The sequence below is a fragment of the Pandoraea soli genome (assembly GCF_902459595.1).
GTDB lineage: Bacteria > Pseudomonadota > Gammaproteobacteria > Burkholderiales > Burkholderiaceae > Pandoraea > Pandoraea cepalis.
The window spans coordinates 213,447-228,896 of the sequence record NZ_CABPSG010000002.1 but is presented as its reverse complement, the minus strand read 5'-3'; the positions used below and the strand labels follow the sequence as shown (position 1 = coordinate 228,896).

Sequence of the window (15,450 nt, the reverse complement as noted above, 5' to 3'; positions counted from 1 at the left end):
TGGGCAACGCCATCGCGGCGACGAGGTGAGCGGGCGATCAGGCGACGCCGAAATGCGCGGATTTCGCACCGCAGTCCAAATTAGCCGGAACCGCGCAGCGTCGGTATAGTGGCCCCCATTGGCCGGCTGGGTACGCCGGCTGCTGCTATCCGGAGTCTGCTTTACATGATCGACATTGCGCGCGTGACGCGGGCGCTGGCTGAGCGCCACGTCCGTCCCGACCTTCGCCAACGCGACGCCCTCGCCGCTCTCACCGCACTGCTGGGAACCGCCAGGCCGGCCTTCGACGGCGTGTACTGCTACGGACGCCCCGGGCGCGGCAAGAGCCTCGTCGTGGACGCCGCCTTCGCCGTCGCCGAGTGCGAGAAGCGGCGCGTGCACTTTCACGAATTCCTGCGCGACGTCCATCGGCAACTCGTGCGCGAACCGGCATGCGACGACCGACTCGCGGCGGTAGCGAATCGCTGGCTCCACGGCGTTGCCTTACTGTGTTTCGACGAGTTTCACGTCCACGACATTGCCGATGCTTTCCTGATCGGGCGATTTCTCGACATCGCGCTGGCGCGGGGTGTGCGGCTGGTGCTGACGTCGAACTACGCGCCGCAGCAGTTGTTGCCCGATCCCGAGTTTCACGAGCGTTTCGAACCGACCATCGCCGTGATTCTGCAACGCTTCGCGGTCGTGCATTTCGACGGCGCCACCGACTACCGCATGGGCGGCGAAGCGGCACAGCTACCGCGCTGGATCGCGCCCCCCGACGAAGCCCGCGAGCTCTTGCCGCTACGTTATGCCGAATTGGAGGGGCGACCCGCGTCAAATCCGTCAACGGTGACGATCGCCGGTCGTGCACTGCCGGCACAAAGCGCAGGCGCGCGCGTGCTGTGGGCCGATTTCGACGACCTTTGCGTCGCACATCGCTCGCATCTGGATTACCTCGCGCTCGCCGAGCGCTGGCCCTGCTTGATCGTGGGCGATCTGCACGTCGAACGGCTCCAGCGCCCCGACACCCTGCAACGATTCCTGTGGCTCATCGACATTTGTTACGACCGCCAACGCACGTTGCTGATCGCGTCCGACATGCCGCTCATTCCCGCGCTCGATGCATTGCGCGACTGGCGCGATCTGTCGCGTACGATCAGCCGACTGGCCGAGATGGGATCGCGCGACTACGAGCGCCGCACGCTCGTTCGCCCAAGCTGAAGGTCACACGACGCTCGCGATGCATTCCCGCAGCCATTGATGCGACGGATCGCGATGCACACGCTCGTGCCAGTACATCGAGATCTCGAAGCCCGGCAGGTCGACGGGCGGCGTCGTCACCTGCAACGCCGGATCGTCGCGAACGAGGCGTTCGGGGGCCATCGCCACCAGATCCGTGCTGGCGAGCGCGGATCGCAGGAAGAGAAAATGCGGCACGGACAGGACAACGCGCCGCGATGCCCCGAGCCTCGCGAGGGCATCGTCGGTGCTCGCGTGGAAGCCGCCGCCGTCCTGCGACACAATGACGTGCTCCAGCTCGCAGAACTGCTTGAGCGTGGGCCGTCGTTTGAGCTTCGGATGCCCACGCCGCGCCACCAGGACATAGCGCTCCGCGAACAGGGCCTTGCGACGCAAGCCCTGTGGTGCGCCATCTGTGGTGTGAAACGCGATATCGACGATACCCTGCTCCGCCTGCCGGGCGACGCGCGACGGCGACAAATCGAACACCGCCAGACGCGTGCGTGGCGCCGCCGCTCGCAGGCGGTGAAGCACTGGCAGCACCAGGGTCGACTCCGTGTAATCCGTGGCGGCGATACGCCAGGTCAACTCGGCGTTCGCCGGATCGAAAGCCGCAGCGGGTGAGACGGCACGCGACAGCGATTCAAGCGCGTCGCGCAACGGCTCGCGCAGCGCGTCGGCGCGCGTGGTAGGACGCATACCGCGCGGCCCTGGCAGCAACAGCGGATCGCCGAGCAAGTCGCGCAACTTCGCCAGATGCACACTGACCGCCGGCTGCGACATGTACAGCCGCTCGGCGGCACGTGTCACGTTCTGTTCGGCAAGCAAGACATCGAGCGTGACCAGCAGATTCAGATCGATACGTCGCAAATTATTCATTGTTATACCTGGCATATCAGGAATTCATTTCTAATATACCTCCCGTGCGCCTAACCTGCATTTGTTCCCTGAAACGAATGAACCTGATCGCAACGGAGATTGAAAAATGAATGTGTTGATCGTTTATGCCCACCCGCAACCGCGCTCGCTCAACGGCGCGTTACGCGACTTTGCCGTGCAGCGACTGGAAGCGGCAGGACACCACGTGCAAGTCTCGGATCTGTATGCCATGCAGTGGAAGACCACCATCGACGAGGACGACGCGCCGCAACGCAATGCGAGCGAGCCGTTCCATGCGTCGCTCGACTCGAAGCATGCGTTCGCGAGCGGCACGCAGCGCGCCGACATCGCCCGCGAGCAGGCGAAGCTGCGCTGGGCGGACACGGTGATCCTGCAATTCCCGCTGTGGTGGTTCTCGATGCCGGCGATCATGAAGGGGTGGTTTGATCGCGTGTATGCCTACGGCTTCGCCTATGGCGTTGGCGAGCACTCGAATACGCATTGGGGCGACCGCTACGGCGAAGGGTCGATGGCGGGCAAGCGCGCAATGCTCGTGGTGACGACCGGCGGCTGGGACTCGCACTATAGTGCTCGCGGCATCAACGGGCCCATTGACGAAGTGCTGTTCCCGATTCAGCACGGCATGTTGTTCTACCCGGGGTTCGACGTGTTGCCGCCCTACGTCGCCTTCCGGACGGGACGCATCGATGCCGAGCGCTTTGCACAGATTCAGCGCGAGCTGGGGGAGCGTCTCGATACACTGGCCACGACAGCGCCGATTCCGTATCGTCGGCAGAACCACGGCGCATACGACATTCCGGCGCTAACGCTCAAGGACAACGTCGCCACCGGACAGACGGGGTTTGCCGCGCATATCGGCTGACAGGGGGTGTGTCGTCGGATGCCACAGTCGGCGGGCGTTCGGCGGCACAAAGCATTGCGCGATGCGCGGAACACGCGTATAAGTGACAAAGAGAATCTCAAGTCTGACGCTTGTCCACACCGCGTCAATCTCCTCGATCCTTGCGAGATCCAATCAGTCGGTCGAAACGAATTCGATCACTTCGCGAGAACCGACCTACGTCGTTTGATGGGGTGCACGGTCCAAAAGCGTTGCAGGCATCGACAAACCAACCCAACTCAATAGCCCATCGCTACGCGACCGATCTTGTTCGTGAGCCATGTGCGGGTATCTCAGGCCCGACGCGAAATGTGCGTCGGTCAACGCGGCTCGCAGTTATCTCATCCATGTCAGGAGCACGAATGCTCACGCTGTCGAAGCAGGCCATAGTCGCTGCCATTTATCGCGTCATTCGCAATGACGATCCCCCTTCGGATGCCATCATTAATGCGCTGCTCGCGCGTGAACTGGTCTGCCGAGTGGGCGAGCGTCTCGAATTGACGCCGTATGGCAGATCGTACTGCCGGTCCGCCTACGTCCCCGCCTGGTGCTGATCGAAACGCGGTAACGCGTTAGCGCGTTACCGAGACAATGCGGCCCCCCATAGCCGCAGCCGCCCTCCAGGACTTGCCGCACGTCAGCGTGCCGGCGTGTGGAGGCGTCGGCACCCTTTCTCTGCCGCCATCGGCTCTCCCTGCCCGATGCGCTCCCAATCCGTCCCCAATCCGTCGCTGTCGGCCATTTGTCGACGATCCCCGTTGGGATCGTCAGGTGAAACCACGGTAGCATGGCGGCCGGCCGTGCAGTATGCTCGTCGCTGGACGCGGCCTGCAGATTTCCAACTGCCGGTCGTTAATTCCTTCAAGGCAAACCACAGATCCGCCGACGTTCATGGTCACGCAAGACGACGAGATGCAATCTCCCGGTGTTTCAGCGAACGTCGAGAAGTTCTGGCACCCGCTCCAGGATCCTGCGTCCGTGAGCGAGGGACGGGAGATGTACGGCATGGCCGGGACGCCACAGCTCGCGGCGCTCTTCGCAGAGGTGCAACGCCATGCCGCAGATATCGTCAGCCAGTTCCACCATGGACTTGCTTGCCTGCCGGCGCCCCAACGCATCCTGGATCACCTGACGCCAGCGGAAATGCGATATGCCAAATCGCGCCAGACCAAGCGACTATGCGCACTTTCGGCGCCTGCGCTGACGGCTGCCGATCATCGTGCGCAAGCCATCAGGGCCGGGCGTACGCATGCCATTGTCGGTCTCAACTGGGAAGATCTGGTTCGCGCCCGCGGGGTCCTGGGCGAAGCCATCGTCAAATACATCGATACAGCGGCGCATGGCGAGGCGCTATGCCTGCTGAGCCGGCGCATGAACCAGGATCTCGCCTGGCAGGCCGAGGCCTATCAGCGCCTGCAGATCTCCCGTCATGAGGTATTGCAGCGCGTCACGTTGCTGGCGTGGAGAACGGAAAGTTATACCGACCTGATCAGCCAGGTGGTCCAGATTCTGGGGGAACACGACGAGATCGCCGGCTGCGCGGTGGGCAGGCCGGATCGTCAGGGGGTGTTTCGCTTCGAATTGGCGGCCGGCGGCACCATCGAGCGCTATCTCGCCGGGATCGAAAAAACGGCGCCCATCACGGTGGGCAATTCGTCCGGCAGTCAGGGGCCCACGGGGCGTGCCTGGCGCAGCGGTCATGTGGTGCGCTCGCTCAATATTGCGAACGATCCGAAGATGGTGCCGTGGCGGGCGGCGGCCTTGCCGGTCGGTTTTCATTCCTGCATTGCGATTCCCCTGCACCAGCCGGGCGAACCCACGGCCGCCATCCTGAACCTGTACAGCCCCTTACCCGGCGCACTGACCGGCGCCGATCAGATTGCCTTCGTTTCCCTGTTGCAGACGATATTGGGCTTCGCCATTGCCGGCACCGAGCGCCTGGCCGGCAACACGCGCACCGTGCCTTATACCGTTCGGCAGCGTTGGTCCAAGCTTCTCTGGTCTGACGCGCTGAAGATCCACTATCAACCGCTGCTCGATCTCAAAACGGGGCAGGTGACCAAGGTGGAGGCGTTGGCCCGCTTGCAGGATGGGGATCGCCTTCTGGCACCCGGCGAATTCTTCCCGGCCCTGTCGTCCGAGGACTTCCTCACGCTATACAAGCGCGGGCTCGAGCAAGCGCTGTCGCAGCGCCGCGTCTGGCTGCGGGCGGGTTTCCCGCTGAGCGTCTCCGTGAACTTGCCATCGAGTGCACTTGGCGACATCCGCTATTTCAAAGTCACGGAGCGGGCGCTCAAAAAGAGCGGTGCCGCGCCAAACCAGTTGACGCTGGAAGTGCTGGAAACCGATGCCTTCCCGCTCGGTGTGGACGTATCGCAGGAACTGGCGAAATTCAAAGCCCTGGGGATCCAGTTGGCAGAGGACGATCTTGGTTCGGGCTATAGCAGTCTGACGCGTCTGCGCGAAGTGCCGTTCGACCTGGTCAAGATCGACCGGGACATTGTGAGCGCTGTCGGTCGGGATCCCCTGGAGACCCTGCGCTTCACCTATCAGTTGATCCAGCTGGGACACTCGTTGAACAAGGCCGTCGTGGTGGAGGGCATCGAAGACGAGGGCATGCTCGAGGCGGTCGTGATTCTCGGCGCCGATATCGCCCAAGGGTATGCGATTGCGCGCCCGATGCCGGCCGAAGCGTTGACCGAATGGATGGCGTGCGTGCCGAGCGTGCCCGACACACACGCGCCAAGTACGGTGCTGGGCAAGTTGGCGGCGCAGTTGCTGCTCGAAGCGCGCAATCGGTTGATGTAATGGTGGCTTCGTGCGACATGGCGGACATCGTCACTCGGCTTGCCCGGCACGTCAGCCGTTCATGCGATGCGCTGAGCCGGCCCGACACGCCCTAAAGTTGCGGCGCGGCGAAACGACGATTTTCGTTGCAAGGCAGCACGCGGCGCGCTTCGGCGATGCGGGCCGGATCGAGCTCGACAAGCAGGAAGGCGGGCGCTTCCGCGGCACGCGCGACAATCACACCCAACGGGTCAACGACCATGCTTGCGCCGATATTGCGGGGCCCGCATTCCCCCGACGCCACCAGGTAACACGTGTTCTCCAGCGCACGCGCGGTGCACAGGGTTTCCCAATGTGCCTCCTTGAGCGGTCCCCTCACCCACGCGGCCGGCAACACCAACACGTCGGCGCCATCGAGCGTGAGGCGTCGCGCCAGCTCGGGGAAGCGCACGTCGTAGCACGTCATCAGGCCGACCTTGAGTCCGCAGACGTCGACCAGCGGCGGCACCTCGTTACCGGGGACCACGTTCGTCGACTCCTTCACCGAGAACGCATCGTAAAGGTGGATCTTCTTGTACTCGGCGATGATTTCGCCGTCGCGCAGTGCGATCAGGACATTCCACACTTTGCCGTCGGCGGTCGCGGGCACGTGCACCGTCATCATCGTCGTGAGGTGGTTGCCTCGACTTGCTTCGCGCAAGGAGGTCACAAACTCGCCGTCCAATGGTTGCGCGGCGCGGCGCACCAGGTCAGGGTCGGCGATGTCGCGCGCCAGCACGCCCTCGGGGAGTACCAGCAGGTCGGCACCGGCGGCGCGTGCCTTGGCCATCCATTGCAGGCAGGTCTGCGCGTTGATAGACGCGTCTGCGGCAACGGCGAATTGTCCAATGGCTGCTTTCATGACTTTCTCTCTCAAGACGGATGCGACTCAGGCCCAAGCGGAGGATGGGGCGCGGCTCGGCCGAATTCCCGAGTGTGGGAACGGGGAACGTGGCTCAACCTTGCTTAAGTATGCCAGTTTGGCAGTTTGCACCTCGCACGCGAACGGGCACTCGCTCGGCATCGACACCGGCAGGCCTGGCGTTGCACGATTCTGATGGCCATGTGTTGTGGTCTAATCTCCCCGGACACCAATTTAGGCGAGAATACTCGCCATGGGGAGGTGTCTGATGAGCAAGCAACGTCGTACGGTTTCCCCTGAGTTCAAGCGCAGTGCTGCGTCTCTAGTCCTCGACCAGCGCTATAGTCACGTCGATGCCAGCCGGTCGGTCGGCGTCGCGGAGTCGTTTCTGCGCCGCGGGGTTCAACAACTGCACCAGGAACGCCGCGGCATCACGCCGCGCAGTATATATCTGCTGGCCATCAAGAAAGCAACCTGGCAACCACGCATACAAGCGCGCTACGCTGGAGCGCATCGACATTCCGAACGTATTGACTCGCGAGTTCAATGTGGCGGCGTCGAATCAAGTCTGGTGCGGCGACATCACGTATTTATGGGCGCAGGGGCGCTGGCGTTGCCGACGACGTCATGCGCGACAGCACACGGGTTCGCAGGCTTCCCGAGGCGTCGCACCTGAACGGATTGCCCAAAGCTGCTTCACATGGATCGGAATCTACAATGACAAAGTTTCACCATCGTGCCCATCCTGAAAGACACCGCACTGAACATATCGGCTGGCTGCGCGCCGCCGTCCTTGGGGCCAATGACGGCATCATTTCCACCGCCAGTCTGGTCGCCGGTGTGGCCGCGGCCCATGCAAGCCACGCCAGCATTTTGACCACGGCCGTGGCGGGATTGGTGGCAGGCGCCATGTCCATGGCTGCCGGCGAGTTCGTATCGGTCTATTCGCAGGCCGACACAGAAAAGGCGGATTTGACGCGAGAGCGTGAAGAACTGAGGCACAGCCCGGAGGCAGAGCATCGGGAACTGACGGCCATCTACGTGCGGCGTGGCCTGGATCAGCAGCTCGCGGATCAAGTCGCCACGCAGCTGATGGCGCACGATGCGCTGGGCGCGCATGCGCGCGATGAACTGGGCATCTCGGAAACGTTGAGCGCGCGCCCGCTGCAAGCCGCAATGGCGTCTGCCGGGAGCTTCGCCGTGGGCGCGGCCATGCCGCTAGCTGTGGTTCTGCTGGCGCCGGAGCAAAGCCTGCTCTATTGGATCGTGGCGACGGCGATTATCTTCCTGGCCCTGCTCGGCGCTGCCGCTGCTGCCGTTGGCGGAACGCCCCTCTTCAAAAGCGCGCTGCGCGTGGCGTTCTGGGGCACCTTTGCGATGGCGGTGACAGCGGGCGTGGGGGCCGTGTTCGGGACCACTGTTTGATCTCAGAGCAGCGGCGACCAGGAATTGGTGGCCGGTGTATCCGCGCGACTTGTCGTGTGGATACATTCCCCACCTTGTCCCAAGGATATCTTGCAAGACCGTGAACGAATCCGTTGACGCGCGTGTTGACTTTCCGACGGAGGACGCGATGGACGGAAAAATGCAATTCTCGCCGCTACGGTTTTTTGAGGGGACGTCAACACGCGTCTACGACCACTGGCGCCCACATCAGGCGCTTGGGATGCCCCCCCGGCTGAGGCATTTGCATTAGCCGCTTAACTTGTGCAGGTTTCGCTGGGTCATTACAGGAGAGCACTTCCACCGGAGGTCGTGGCATTCGTGCGCAAGGTTGACCTGACGGCGAGGCGTCAGTTGACCATGACCGAGATCAAGTATTTGCCGCCCAGCGCGAATCTCGAAAAGCAGTCTGAACTCGGGAAGTCGTTCTTCTCATCCCTCAAGCTCGTTGTATGGAAATCACTGTGTGATCCAGCGAGTGAAATATATAAGGCTTGGTACTCCCAAGGGATGAGCACTTTTCTTTCCAAGAAGTACTACGCGCTTGCGGTGACTTCGGCGCTCGCGGACATCGGGTTCGGCATAAAGGCAATCGCCGTTTCGGTAACTGCACTGCTGATCAAACTGGGGTTGGAGGTCTACTGCGATCGATATAAACCAGCTGACATCCTCGTACCCCCGGGCAGCAAGAGCTAATCCAGATTTAGGGCGACCAAGAAAGCCCCGACACCGCCTGAAAACGGCTTCAAGGGAATCTCAAAAAGCGCCTGCGATGGGAATCGATCCCAAGACTCTCCCCCCAGAATCGTACACACCTGCGAAACGCGTGGATTGCCAAACTCCCCAAACCCCGCGTAAAATGCTGGTCTGCGCGGGCGTCGTATAATGGTAATACCCTAGCTTCCCAAGCTAGAGCCGTGGGTTCGATTCCCATCGCCCGCTCCACAGAATTCTTCAGCAGCGCTCGTAGCACTCATCGATCAGCCGTCTTGCAGACGGCTTTTTTGCGTCCATCGCATCCATGACGACTCACGCCCGGCAGGTCGATCTACACGAATTCCCACAGCGTGCGCGAGCCCCGATGTCATGGCTGCGCTGCGTTCTGTGCTTTCTTCTCGCTCTCACGACCCTGGTGTCGTCGGCGCAAACGCCCACACAGCGCCGAGCAGCCGTCGCCGCACCGACCGGGCGTGATATCGGTATCGGTGCCCCATGGGTCAGCTACTACGGCAACGTCGCCCACCTCGACCTCGCCCGTGTGGCGAGCACCTTCCGCCTCATCGATATCGACGCCGACCCTGATCAAGGCAACGTCACGCCCGCTCAAATCGCCACACTCAAGGCCGACGGCACGAACCGCGTCATCAGTTATCTCAATCTAGGCGCCTGCGAGCGCTTTCGTTCGTACTGGCAGCACGCCCCCGCCGGCTTCCTCCCCTGCGGCCGCAATCGCCGCGCGCATCTGGGCCGCTATGACGGCTACCGTGATGAGACCTGGATGAACCCATCCGACCCGGCGTACCGCAAGCTCATCGTCGCGTACGTCGCACCGCGGTTGATTGCGCAGGGCGTCGACGGTTTCTATCTCGACAATCTCGAACTGATCGAGCATGGCTTGCACACCCGCAATGGCCCCTGCGACGCCACTTGCCAGCAAGGCGCGCTCGATCTGGTGCGCGAACTCCGCCACGCCTTCCCCGACAAGATCCTCGTCATGCAGAACGCCACCGGCCCGGCAACGCGTCAGGGCATCACCGGCGGCGTCGCCTTCACGTCGCTGCTCGACGGCATTGCGCACGAGGAGGTCTACGCGCCAACGTACGACGCTGCCGTCGAGCGCGAATTGCTGACGTGGTCACGGGAGCACCCCGGCGGGCGAGGTCGCAAGCTCTGGATCGGCACGCTCGACTATGTCGGCGGATGCGGCAACGCGCGCCAGGCGAAAATCGTCTTCGCCCGCAGCCGGGCGCACGGCTTCAGCCCGTCCGTGAGCGACGCCAGCGCAGGCCAGAACGTAGTGTGCTACTGGGGCTTCTGAGGCAACGGACGGGCAAAGGGCAAGCGAAGGGCGCGCGCAGTGTAAACTGCTGGGTTTTCGACCCCCCCAGTGAAATGGTGCAAGTGCCCCGGCGTCCCGTTATCAGCGCCCCGACACTCATACGCTCGCTGGCCCGTCTGAGCACGTTCGCGCCACCCGAGGCCGCGCCGTCGCTCTCGGACCGCATGAGCCAGTGGCTGGGCTGGACCGACGCCATCGCCCTGTCGTCGGCCCTCAAATCCGCCCCGCCGGCCGCAACGCCCGGCGCGCACGCGGCTGCGTACGATCCGGCGAGCGAACTGGCACGCGTGCGCGCAGACCTCGCCGCCGCCATCGCCCGCGATTGCGGCCTGGCCGCCGCGCCCGGCGGGCAGATCCGCGCCCTGAGCGCCGCCGAGCGTCAACGAGCCGCGTCCTTCGCGGAATTTCCCGCTTATCGTCAGCGCTACGCGACCTCGCAACAGACGATGGATACGGCGATCAGCGCCCTGCGCACCCGCCTGCGCGCACAGTTGGCACGCCGCGCGCCGCACGCCGCCCGGCTCGCCAGCGTCGACGCCGTCATGGAACGTGTAATGGCCGCGCGTGAGCGCACACTTCTCGCCGGCGTACCGAATCTGCTCGAAGGGCACTTCGTGCGACTGCGCGATACGGAACAAGCCGCCATGGCCGCCCCGCGCGTGCCCGGCGCGCCGCCACTCGCGCCCGCCGGCACGTGGCTCGACACCTTTCACCGGGACATGCAGAGCATCCTGCTCGCGGAACTGGATATACGCCTCGAACCGATCGAAGGGCTGATCGCCGCCCTCGCCTCGGCGCCCCCCGGCGAAAACGTTAGTGAACCCGGACAACATGAACCGTTACCTCGTTGATCTCGTCGCCTTTGTCGCAGGCCTGGCCGTCGTCGGCTGGATCGCCATCGGCTATGCCGGCACCAACCCGCTCGCGCTGGCCGTCGCCCTGCTCATCGCCGCCGTCTATCTCTTCGGCGCCCTCGAACTCAAACGCTTCCATCAAGCGACGGACGCTCTCGCCAATGCCGTCTCCGGCCTGAATTCCCCCCCCGCGTCGCTGCCGTCGTGGCTCGACACGCTGCCGGCCGGCCTGCGCACCGCCGTGCGTCTGCGCGTCGAAGGGGAACGCGTCGGCCTGCCCGGCCCCGCCCTCACGCCCTATCTGGTCGGCTTGCTCGTGCTGCTCGGCATGCTCGGCACCTTCCTCGGCATGGCCGCCACCTTGCGCGGCACCGGTCTCGCGCTCGAAGGCGCCACCGATCTCGAAGCCATCCGCGCCTCGCTCGCATCGCCCGTCCGGGGCCTCGGCTTTGCATTCGGCACGTCGGTGGCCGGGGTCGCCACGTCCGCGATGCTCGGTCTGCTCGCCGCGCTCGCCCGCAAGCAACGCGCCCAGGTCGTGCAATCGCTCGACGCGCGCATCGTCACGACGCTGCGCGGCTTCTCGCGACAGCATCAGCGCGACACCACACTGCAGTTGCTTCAACAGCAGGCGACGGTCATGCCCACCCTCGTCGACCGTCTGCAAGACATGATGGCCGCCCTGGAGCGCCAGAGTCAGTCGCTTGGCGAACGGCTCGTCGCCAATCAGGACGCCCTGCACGCCAAGACCGACGCCTCGTACGCGCAACTCACGAGCGCCATGCAGCAGTACCTGAAGGACAGCGTGGCAACGACGGCCAACGCGGCCAGTGCCGCCATCCGCCCCGAGGTCGAGGCGACGATGGCCAGCCTCGCGCGCGAGTCGGCCTCGTGGCACCAGACCGTGTCCACCGCCATGCAGGATCGAATGGACGGTCTGTCGGATCGCTTCGAGGCCACCACCGCACGCGTGGCAAACGTCTGGACGGATTCGCTCGACGCCCAGTTGCGCACCAACGCATCGCTCGCCACCGATCTGCGCGCCGCGCTGGGCGAATTCACGCAAACCTTCGAGGCCCGCTCGGCCAAGCTCGTCGACGAGGTCGCCACGCGTCTCGAAACCACAGCGGGGCAAGTGAGCGCCTCGCACGCCGGCGTTGCGCAAACGTGGGAAACCTCGCTCGCGGCACAGCAACAGACCAACGATGCGCTCGCCAGCGATCTCGGCGCCACGCTTGCGCAATTCGCCCATACCTTCGAGACCCGCTCCACCGACCTGCTGGCCAACGTCGCCTCGCGCCTCGACAATGCGACCGGCAGCATCGCCACGGCGCAGACGACCGTCGCCCAGGCATGGGAGCAAGCCCTCGCCCAACAGCAGCGCTCGCACAACGCCTTGACGCAAGACCTCGGCACCGCGCTGGAACGCTTCGCCCAGACGTTCGAAGTCCGCTCCACGGCCTTGCTCGGCGACGTGGCCGCCAAGCTCGACGCCGCCAGCGGGAACGTCAGCGGCGCGCACGAGCGCGTCGCCCAGGCGTGGGATCAATCGATCGCGCTGCAACAGCAAGCCAACGCCGCCCTGAATACCGAACTCGGCGCCGCACTCGCGCGCTTCACCGAGACCTTCGAGCAACGCTCGGCGCACCTGATCGATGGCGTGAGCCTGCGCACGGAAGGCGCGATGCACAGCGTGTCGGAGACGGCCAGCGTCGTGTCCGGCGAGTGGAAGCAAGCCCTCACAGCGCAACAGTCCGCCAACGACGCACTCGCCCGCGATCTGGCGAGCGCGCTTGCCCGCTTTGCGGACACCTTCGAGGCACGCGCTTCGCAATTGCTGCAAAGCGTCTCGGCTCAGATGGATTCGACATCGGCCAACGTCGCGCAAACGTGGCGCGACGCCATCGCGGAGCACGCGCGCACGAGCGAACGGCTGGCTGACGGCAACCAGCAACTCGTGGCCGCGACGACCAGCGTCTTCACGGACCACAGCGCGTCATTGCTGCAAGCGCTTCAGGAAGCCAACGCGGCCCATCACGACGCCACGGCCGAGCGCGAAACGCAACGCCTGTCCGCGTGGACGCAAACGCTCGAAGGCACGCTCGCCACGCTGCGCTCGGAATGGCAGCAGATCGGTGAGCACAGCGCCAGCCAGCAACAGGCCATCTGCGACACGCTCGCGCGCACCGCGCTGGAGATGTCCGAACAGACGCGCGCCCACGCCAACGACACCCTCGCCGAGATTTCGCGTCTGGTGCAAACGGCATCCGAGGCGCCGAAGGCCGCCGCCGAGATCATTGGCGAGCTGCGCCAGAAACTCTCGGACAGCATGGTGCGCGACAACGCCATGCTCGAAGAGCGCTCGCGTCTGCTCGACACGCTGGGCACGCTGCTCGACACCGTCAAGCACGCCGGCATCGAGCAACGCGCCGCGGTCGACGACCTGGTGACGACGTCCGCACAACTGCTCGAACGTGCCGGCACGCATCTGGGCGACGCCATCGCCGCGCAAACGGAGAAGCTCACCGCCGCGTCGGCGCAGGTCACCGGCAGCGCGGTGGAAATCGCGAGCCTGGGCGACGCTTTCGGCGCCGCCGTGCAATCGTTCGGCGAATCGAACGCGCAACTGCTCGACCATCTGCAACGCATCGAAGCCGCGCTCGACAAGTCGATGGCGCGCAGTGACGAACAACTCGGCTACTACGTTGCGCAGGCACGCGAAGTCGTGGAGCTGAGCGTGATGTCGCAAAAGCAGATCCTCGAAAACCTTCAGGAACTGGCGCAAACGCGCTCACAACCGGGTAGCGCGGCAGCATGAGAGACGATTTCGACGCGGACATCGGGGACAGCGGCGAGGTCGGTGCGGCAGCGCCGACATGGGCTGTCTTCGGCGACCTGATGTCGGTGATGCTCGGCGCGTTCGTGCTCATCATGCTCGGCGTGATCGGCGTGCAGATCGAACTCTCCGCCAAGCTCGATCGTGAAGTGAAGGAGCGCCGGGCCGAAACGCAACGCCGCGAGACGCTCGAGAAAGCGCTGGCCGGCCCCCTCGCGGGCGGGCGCGTCACACTGGTGAACGGTCGTATCGGCATCAGCGGCAATGTGCTTTTCGCGCTGAACTCGGACCAGTTGCAACCGCAGGGGCGTGAAGTGCTGCGCAGCCTGGCCACCCCGCTGGCCGCCTATCTGCGGGCGAGCGACGAGATTCTCATGGTCAGCGGCTTCACCGACGATCAACAGGTGCGCGAAACGAACCGGCGATTTGCCGATAACTGGGAGTTGTCGGCCCAGCGTGCGCTCACCGTTACGCGCGAATTGATCGCCGCGGGCGTGCCGCCGTCGTCGGTCTTCTCCGCAGCGTTTGGTTCGGAACAACCCGTCACGTCGAACCGCGACGAGGCCGGTCGCGCGAAGAACCGCCGCGTGGAAATCGCGCCGATGCCACGCAGCAGCGCCAGCAACGCGGGCAAGCCCCATGCGTGACACGATGCACGCCGAGGTTGGCGCCGCGCAGGCGCACGAGGCAACGGACACGTTGTCCGAGCAACTCGCGGCATGGCGGGCGCACGGGGCCGACAAACGAGACCCGGTGCGCTTTCATCGCATCGAAGCGTTGGCGCTGCGCAGCCGTGCCTTTCGTGGCGACGTGCGACGCGTGCTCGACGAGCGTTTGACGGCACTCGTCGACGCGTTTACGCAGTCGCTTGGCGCGGCCGGCGCCGAATCTGCCGAATCTGCCGAATCTGCCGAATCTGCCGCATCCGCCGCATCGCCCGCATCCGCCGATAATGCCGCCCCGACGACACAACGTCTCGCCTCACCGCTTGCGGAATTGACAGCGAGCATTGCGCAACGCGTGGCCCCCACCCGCGAACGGTCAGCGCCGCCGACGACGTCTAGCGCCGCCAAAGCCGCAACGCCGCCGGGCCAGACGCTGCGCGATGGCTCCAGCACCAGCACCACCGATACCGTTCAGCCGGTCAGCGGGACCACGGCACCACCGAAACGCCCCGTCGCGCCGCCCGCCCCCGTGGCGCTTACACCGACGGTCATCGCCACCGACGATGCCTTCGACGACCTCGACGTCCTCGAATATTTCCGCGAGACGTGGTCGAAAGTGAGCACCGACGGCAATCTGCGTCAGTCGCTTGCCCAAGTGCCGGAGAACGCCGGGCCGCTCAACTCCAGCCATCTGGTACACCGCGCACTGTCGTTGATGCACGACATCTCGCCCGACTATCTGCGGCACTTCCTGCGCCACGCCGACGCGCTCTCCTGGCTCGAAGATATGGAGACCACCGGCGTGCTTGGCAAGAAGCCGGCGGCTCGCGTGGCGGCCAAGCCGCCGCGCACGAAGGCGCGCTAACGCCTGCACGGACATAGCCCGCGTCGGTGGCCGTCGCAGGCG

13 protein-coding genes, 1 tRNA gene and 2 pseudogenes are annotated in these 15,450 nt (G+C 64.6%); 14 read left to right on the top strand and 2 right to left on the bottom strand.

Annotated features, from left to right (window positions below; all coding sequences use genetic code 11):
- The first annotated feature begins 165 nt into the window (after positions 1-165).
- Positions 166-1,200, top strand: coding sequence for a cell division protein ZapE (zapE, locus tag PSO31014_RS05015; protein ID WP_150550610.1), 1,035 nt, complete (start codon positions 166-168; stop codon positions 1,198-1,200).
- A 3-nt stretch (positions 1,201-1,203) separates the two neighbouring features.
- Here zapE and PSO31014_RS05010 read toward each other — a convergent pair whose 3' ends face one another.
- Entirely contained in the window at positions 1,204-2,097 is an 894-nt protein-coding gene (locus PSO31014_RS05010; protein WP_150550609.1) for a LysR family transcriptional regulator, read from the bottom strand.
- A gap of 106 nt (positions 2,098-2,203) precedes the next feature.
- Here PSO31014_RS05010 and PSO31014_RS05005 point away from each other — a divergent pair, with 106 nt between their 5' ends.
- The 3 genes from PSO31014_RS05005 to PSO31014_RS04995 all read left to right on the top strand — a co-directional run bounded on the left by PSO31014_RS05005 (position 2,204) and on the right by PSO31014_RS04995 (position 5,806).
- Entirely contained in the window at positions 2,204-2,980 is a 777-nt protein-coding gene (locus tag PSO31014_RS05005) for an NAD(P)H-dependent oxidoreductase (protein WP_150550608.1), read from the top strand.
- Between the two features lie 380 nt (positions 2,981-3,360).
- Complete coding sequence (locus tag PSO31014_RS05000) at positions 3,361-3,552, top strand: hypothetical protein (protein WP_017234820.1); 192 nt, start codon at positions 3,361-3,363, stop codon at positions 3,550-3,552.
- Positions 3,553-3,889: 337 nt separating this feature from the next.
- Positions 3,890-5,806: an EAL domain-containing protein gene (locus tag PSO31014_RS04995; protein ID WP_150550607.1), complete on the top strand. Its 1,917-nt coding sequence runs from the start codon at positions 3,890-3,892 to the stop codon at positions 5,804-5,806.
- Positions 5,807-5,897: 91 nt separating this feature from the next.
- Here PSO31014_RS04995 and PSO31014_RS04990 read toward each other — a convergent pair whose 3' ends face one another.
- The gene (locus PSO31014_RS04990; protein WP_150550606.1) at positions 5,898-6,686 is read right to left on the bottom strand and encodes a deaminated glutathione amidase; all 789 of its coding nucleotides are present in this window, start codon (positions 6,684-6,686) and stop codon (positions 5,898-5,900) included.
- 253 nt (positions 6,687-6,939) lie between these two features.
- Between PSO31014_RS04990 and PSO31014_RS22910 the strand changes: the two are divergent.
- The 10 genes and pseudogenes from PSO31014_RS22910 to PSO31014_RS04945 all read left to right on the top strand — a co-directional run.
- A pseudogene (locus PSO31014_RS22910) lies at positions 6,940-7,071 on the top strand (transposase); the annotation flags it as partial.
- Positions 7,072-7,153: 82 nt separating this feature from the next.
- Positions 7,154-7,297, top strand: a pseudogene (locus PSO31014_RS22905) (IS3 family transposase); the annotation flags it as partial.
- Between the two features lie 106 nt (positions 7,298-7,403).
- The gene (locus PSO31014_RS04980) at positions 7,404-8,111 is read left to right on the top strand and encodes a VIT1/CCC1 transporter family protein (RefSeq protein ID WP_150550605.1); all 708 of its coding nucleotides are present in this window, start codon (positions 7,404-7,406) and stop codon (positions 8,109-8,111) included.
- 378 nt (positions 8,112-8,489) lie between these two features.
- Positions 8,490-8,825, top strand: a complete 336-nt coding sequence (locus tag PSO31014_RS04975) for a hypothetical protein (protein WP_150550604.1) — start codon at positions 8,490-8,492, stop codon at positions 8,823-8,825.
- Positions 8,826-9,000: 175 nt separating this feature from the next.
- Positions 9,001-9,074, top strand: a tRNA-Gly gene (locus tag PSO31014_RS04970).
- Positions 9,075-9,150: 76 nt separating this feature from the next.
- Entirely contained in the window at positions 9,151-10,167 is a 1,017-nt protein-coding gene (locus PSO31014_RS04965) for a glycoside hydrolase family 191 protein (protein WP_246176239.1), read from the top strand.
- 74 nt (positions 10,168-10,241) lie between these two features.
- Complete coding sequence (locus PSO31014_RS04960) at positions 10,242-11,039, top strand: DUF3348 domain-containing protein (protein WP_150550603.1); 798 nt, start codon at positions 10,242-10,244, stop codon at positions 11,037-11,039.
- Positions 11,020-13,860: a DUF802 domain-containing protein gene (locus PSO31014_RS04955; protein WP_150550602.1), complete on the top strand. Its 2,841-nt coding sequence runs from the start codon at positions 11,020-11,022 to the stop codon at positions 13,858-13,860. The genes PSO31014_RS04960 and PSO31014_RS04955 overlap by 20 nt, the downstream gene beginning before the upstream one ends.
- The gene (locus PSO31014_RS04950) at positions 13,857-14,525 is read left to right on the top strand and encodes an OmpA family protein (RefSeq protein ID WP_017232113.1); all 669 of its coding nucleotides are present in this window, start codon (positions 13,857-13,859) and stop codon (positions 14,523-14,525) included. The genes PSO31014_RS04955 and PSO31014_RS04950 overlap by 4 nt, the downstream gene beginning before the upstream one ends.
- Positions 14,518-15,408, top strand: coding sequence for a DUF2894 domain-containing protein (locus PSO31014_RS04945; protein WP_150550601.1), 891 nt, complete (start codon positions 14,518-14,520; stop codon positions 15,406-15,408). Before PSO31014_RS04950 ends, PSO31014_RS04945 begins: the two co-directional genes overlap by 8 nt.
- Positions 15,409-15,450 lie beyond the last annotated feature (42 nt).